Genomic DNA, 4,014 nt, shown 5'->3' with positions numbered 1-4,014 from the left:
AAAATATAACCAGTGGGCGGCCCAACATAGGCTGTGACCCCTGCATCGGCAAGGTGCTCTGCAAAGTCACCTCGCAGAAACCCGGGAGCCAATCCATTACTATGTGCCGCCGGAACGGTTGTGATTTGAACGCCGCCTTTACTCGTCATAGCGCCAAAGCGAACTAAGCGGCTTTTAGCCGCATCGCCACCTGCCAAAGCAAGTTGTTTAGCGAAAAATTTTGGCATTTCACTTCCGGTGATAATATCTGCTTCTTTAGCGACCGCAATTTTCACCGTGTTAGAGTCAGGTAGGGCGCTTATTTTAAACTCGGGTTTGGCACAACTGCCTTCATTTACGGCGGTTATATGCTTGTCGCCCACGTGGTCACGATGGACATGGCTAACCAGTATGGCGTCGATCTTCCCGAGCCGGGGATCATCACTTCCTGCCACAGTTCGGCCAGCATCCTAGAGGATGCGCGTGCCGTCTGGATCTTCGAAAATCAGTGCGCGGTCGAGACGGCAGAACTCTCCGTCATGACTGCCTAAAGGGGTCACCTTAACGGTATTTGCCAAAGCTAAATTGGATGCAAAAAGGCCCAAGACCGCTGCAGCGAGAACAAGAACGCGTTTCATCGAGTTAACCCCTTTGAGTCGTTTATTTTTTGTATTCGTGAGTTTACGCTCACTCATTTCGATTGGATTTGCAAGGGTTTAACCCGCTGGGCTGGGAGGAGCTCTGTGAAGGTCAACTGGTGTGCATGTCTAGTGTTACTGTTTAATCAGCGAGGCGGCCGACGTGGCGTTTCCTAATGCGCCGGCCTGCTTCGGCTGTTTCTGGATTGTTTGGTTGCAGTTAGAATTGGTTTCCTCCGCCACCTTCCGTTGGTACTTGGTAGGATTGGACGTGCCTGTATCAATCGCTGTCGGAAACGTCTATCGTACGCTTGCATGGCCTGAAGGCGTTCCTCCAGTGGCCCTTGCAGCGGGCTTGATGATCGGCATGCTCTATTTTGAAAGCACTATGCACTTGGTGTCTGGGTAGGTGTGTTGGTCGTTTTAGGAGGGTTATGGCTGACCAATACCAAAGCTAGAAGCAGTAAATCGGTCCATCAAGATCATTACCTAGAGTCTAATAACCTGCACCCTGAGTCTACTCTATCGTCATCCCAGACTTGATTCGGGATACTTAGTGATACAGGAGAAACATGAGGGAAAGCCCTATTTGCCATCACGTCAGTGATCTAGTATCACCCCATTTCTGTAGACACTTTTAAAATGTGAGAGAAGCAGACCTTAGAGTTCATAATAAATAATCTTAACCAGTCATAACGGGATGCTAGTGCGAATTGGTTCTACAACTCTGGAACGGTAATAGCTATCAATCTATTGCTAACCTAGCCGACGGTGCGAACCGAGCATGGCTTGAATACAGCCGAACGAATAATGTCGCTCAGACCCCTAACTTCTTCATCAATGGTCTGAAATTCAAGATCGAGGGGGCAGGTTTGAATTCAGGAGAAGCAATCTGGATTGATGATGTGTTAGTGACTGGAGAATAATGCCCCTGTCTAACTAGAACTTTCAAAGGATTGCGTTAGAGTGAGGATGATGTATCTGCTCTAACGCGATTACTTATTACTATCTGAAACTGTCAGATATACGAAAGGCCGCTCCTCTTGAAGCATCTAGCGCTAACGTTACAACAGTCTTTTTTATGTATATCGCAAACCAAAGTCTTTTGATCGGATTTGCACCAAACGGCAATGCATAAGCCTAGAGAATTGGAAGATCTATTTTGTCTAATCATGCTGGAACAAGTTCTGGGAAGTACCAGGGCTCGGCATGCTCCGGTATTTCCCAACGCAACGGAGAACGGGTGCTTGTTTCGCTGAGCAACCCTTCACCTTTCAGCTGTCCCAGCATTCTGCGTGCGGTGCGCTCGGACATTCCGCTCATTTCAATCGCCTGAGATCGCTCCAGTTCACCCTGTACAAAGGCGGTATGCAGCAGGATAGATGCAATAGATTTGAGCTCGCCCAATCCCTTCACGCGTCCATCATTGCGCGCCTGCACATATCCATTTATGCGTTTTCGAAAACTCGCCAGATCCAGAAGTTCACTGATGTAGCTCACTTGATCTATCGCACAATCGAGCATGAATTCGCAAAAGTTCATCAATGCGGATTCGCTGAGCTGTCCTCGACCATCAAAGTCACCCTTTCGCGGTGCATCGGCCGCGGCCAACTTACTTTTGTATATTGAGGACTGTCTAGCCAAACCGCGGCTTAAACACCACGCTCCCGTGCTATCCAAACCAGTAAGCTTGAGAGCAGCATCAGTGAACAATCGTCCGACCCTACCGTTTCCATCTGAAAACGGATGTATCCACGCGAATCGATGATGCGCGGCCATAATCGCAATGAGCTTACGATCACCTTGAAAATGATCAGGATGAAAGGTCTCGCAAAATCCGGTCATGAGATCCGATAGCTTTTCTGCATCCGGCGGTATGTGTCGGCCAACCTCAACAAGTGCTTGGCGATATTGACCGGGCACAACGACATCGATCACATTACCTTGACTATTTTTAAGCTCCCACAAACGTTCAGGTACGTTCTCATAGAACACACGATGAATGTTTTGGATGAATTCTGAGGAGAACAGGGTGTCCAGATCGAGTGACTGCTCGCTTAGCCATCTCTGGACATCCATGTGCGCTAATGATTCCTGTTGCAAGTCGCGTTTGGCAGGATCAGAAGAGTACTCGCCTCGTTGCGCGGCGCGTATCTCGTAGGGCCGAGTGGCATTACCCTCGATCAAATTCGAGTAGTAAGAGTTAGCCACCCGCATATGACGCTCAAGGGTTTCCGCTGTGATCGTAGACAACTGGCCACTCAACTTTGCCGATAGCGTGCTCAAGCGCATTGCTTTGTCGGGCAGCTCGGATTTGGCTAAAGCCGCATCGCTAGGGATGAATGGCGTAATATCAAGAATAGACATATATTGATTATAGCAGCCCAACTCTTTTGAACAAACAATAATGGCCGCTTTACTGGCCACTTTACTGGCCACTTTATAAAAATCATAACTATCTGATTATTCAAAACAAATCTGATCTTCATTGTTGTTCTGACGCTATATTTTGGCCGTTTCATTGGCCACTTTGTTGGCCAGACTAAAACTGTCACAGCATTTACCAACAAGTACCATCGATTATGGCAATTAACAATCTCTGCGGTAAGCGTTTCTTATCTCCTAAGAGAGCATAATATTTGCGAACCCATCGTCATATAGAAGGTTCGTAAGAACCCGTTTTCACTGAATACGTACTGAAATCCCGGCCATGGAATAAAGGAAAGCTGGCAGGGCTGAAACCGCCATTGAAACCGGCGCAAATTTGGTCGACCCGAATTCGACTCCAGATGGATAAACAGATCCGAGACCTAACTGTATTTAATTTAGCTCTGGATAGTAAATTACGCGAATGCGATATCGAAAGGTCTGTTAAGTCCGCTATTCACCAACAGCCCTTGTAATTTTGCCTCGATCGGCATGGCTGGTATTTGGTGAAAACCGTTGTCGTTGGAAGGCGCTCAAGATGCCTGCTTAGGATGAGGCGATGTCGTTATATCACCCGATAAAAGGTTCACTCTTTTTAATCACCAATCTGCTTAAATAACCGCCCCAATAGCGACAGAAATAAACAACGCTGCAGAAACGAGATCTAGCCTTCGTTGGTTTTTGGGCTTGGTGAATATGCCCGAAACGCTTTTCGCTGCAAGTCCGTAGGCAAGTTTGCACAAGCAATCGGCCACAAACCAGGAGCAAACGATGATGACCAGTTGGAGCAGAAGGTTGCCCTGGGGGGCGACAAATTGCGGCAGTAGGGCAATGAAGAAAAGGATGTCTTTCGGGTTGCTAATGCCCATCAAAAAAGCCTGATGAAATAGCGAGGTTTTGCTGTTAGGTTGCGGGTCGCTGTCTGGCTTGTCGGCACGGGGTTGCGCAGCTGCAGGCCGAATGAGTTTTA

The 4,014-nt window shown here is 47.9% G+C and carries 5 protein-coding genes and 1 pseudogene; 2 read left to right on the top strand and 4 right to left on the bottom strand.

The window, feature by feature from the left end; all coding sequences use genetic code 11:
- Nucleotides 1-434, bottom strand: a pseudogene (locus A3750_RS11580) (MBL fold metallo-hydrolase); the annotation flags it as partial.
- A gap of 15 nt (nt 435-449) precedes the next feature.
- Entirely contained in the window at nt 450-617 is a 168-nt protein-coding gene (locus A3750_RS11575) for a hypothetical protein (protein WP_156498527.1), read from the bottom strand.
- A 163-nt stretch (nt 618-780) separates the two neighbouring features.
- Here A3750_RS11575 and A3750_RS26110 point away from each other — a divergent pair, with 163 nt between their 5' ends.
- A complete protein-coding gene (locus A3750_RS26110) occupies nt 781-1,026 on the top strand; it encodes a hypothetical protein (RefSeq protein ID WP_068454923.1) in 246 nt (81 codons plus the stop codon).
- Nucleotides 1,027-1,330: 304 nt separating this feature from the next.
- Complete coding sequence (locus A3750_RS11565; protein WP_068454926.1) at nt 1,331-1,543, top strand: hypothetical protein; 213 nt, start codon at nt 1,331-1,333, stop codon at nt 1,541-1,543.
- A 244-nt stretch (nt 1,544-1,787) separates the two neighbouring features.
- Here the strand turns inward: A3750_RS11565 and A3750_RS11560 are convergent, their stop codons facing one another.
- Nucleotides 1,788-3,044, bottom strand: coding sequence for a Fic family protein (locus tag A3750_RS11560; RefSeq protein WP_231871802.1), 1,257 nt, complete (start codon nt 3,042-3,044; stop codon nt 1,788-1,790).
- A 611-nt stretch (nt 3,045-3,655) separates the two neighbouring features.
- The coding region (locus A3750_RS11555) for a LysE family translocator (RefSeq protein ID WP_156498526.1) at nt 3,656-4,014 on the bottom strand (359 nt) is incomplete at its 5' end.

This window comes from Oleiphilus sp. HI0079 (assembly GCF_001635105.1).
The sequence above is the reverse complement of the archived record's forward strand: the minus strand, read 5'-3'. Positions and strand labels throughout refer to the sequence as shown.

Coding starts and splice junctions, on each gene's coding strand:
- A3750_RS11575 (WP_156498527.1), bottom strand. CDS start 617: ATGAAACGCGTTCTTGTTCTCGCTGCAGCGGTCTTGGGCCTTTTTGCA.